Below are 537 nucleotides of genomic sequence, written 5' to 3' on the forward strand. Positions count from 1 at the left end.
CGGCGGAGGGAGTGGCAGATGGAACGGATCGGACTGGGAGGATGGGCGTGTCGCGGTCTCCGCCGCGGCAGACGAGGATGCGGACATCTTTGTGGAGTTAAGCAGCGATGAAGACAGCGTATGCAGAGGCAGACGGCGGGCGGCCCATGCCACTGCACGCACGAAGCCGTGAGCGCACCGGCAAGGCCGCCCTGGCTGCAAGGCAACGTCACGATACTGCCAGACCCGAGCGTTCAAGATCAAGCCCAAGGAGTCAAGCCTCGTTGCGGACTGCGGCGTGGAGACCAAAGTACAACTTCACTGTAGCGGCCGAGACGCGCACACCGCAATTGTGCCACGATCATGTGGCTGTAGGCTACGCGAGCTAGTGCAGTGCCGGCATCCAGCATCTCCTTCAACAGGTCCAGCGCGTCCGTGGCGCGCCCCCCATGAACTTGAAGTTGTAGGACACCACGCTGGCTGGCGCCTGCCTGCGTCATCTCCTTCCACACGTCGATCACTGGCAGTGACGGCCCGGCGGCGCCGTGCATCCGCGTT

Annotated in this window: 1 protein-coding gene; it reads right to left on the reverse strand. The window is 63.9% G+C overall.

All coding sequences use genetic code 11. From position 1 onward, the window contains the following. Positions 1 to 239: 239 nt before the first annotated feature. Positions 240 to 537, reverse strand: a 298-nt coding sequence (locus tag ACK4SE_RS14315; protein WP_409694068.1) for a hypothetical protein, incomplete at its 5' end; no start/stop codon positions are given.

The sequence above is a fragment of the Brevundimonas sp. genome, assembly GCF_046293315.1.
Taxonomy (GTDB): domain Bacteria; phylum Pseudomonadota; class Alphaproteobacteria; order Caulobacterales; family Caulobacteraceae; genus Brevundimonas.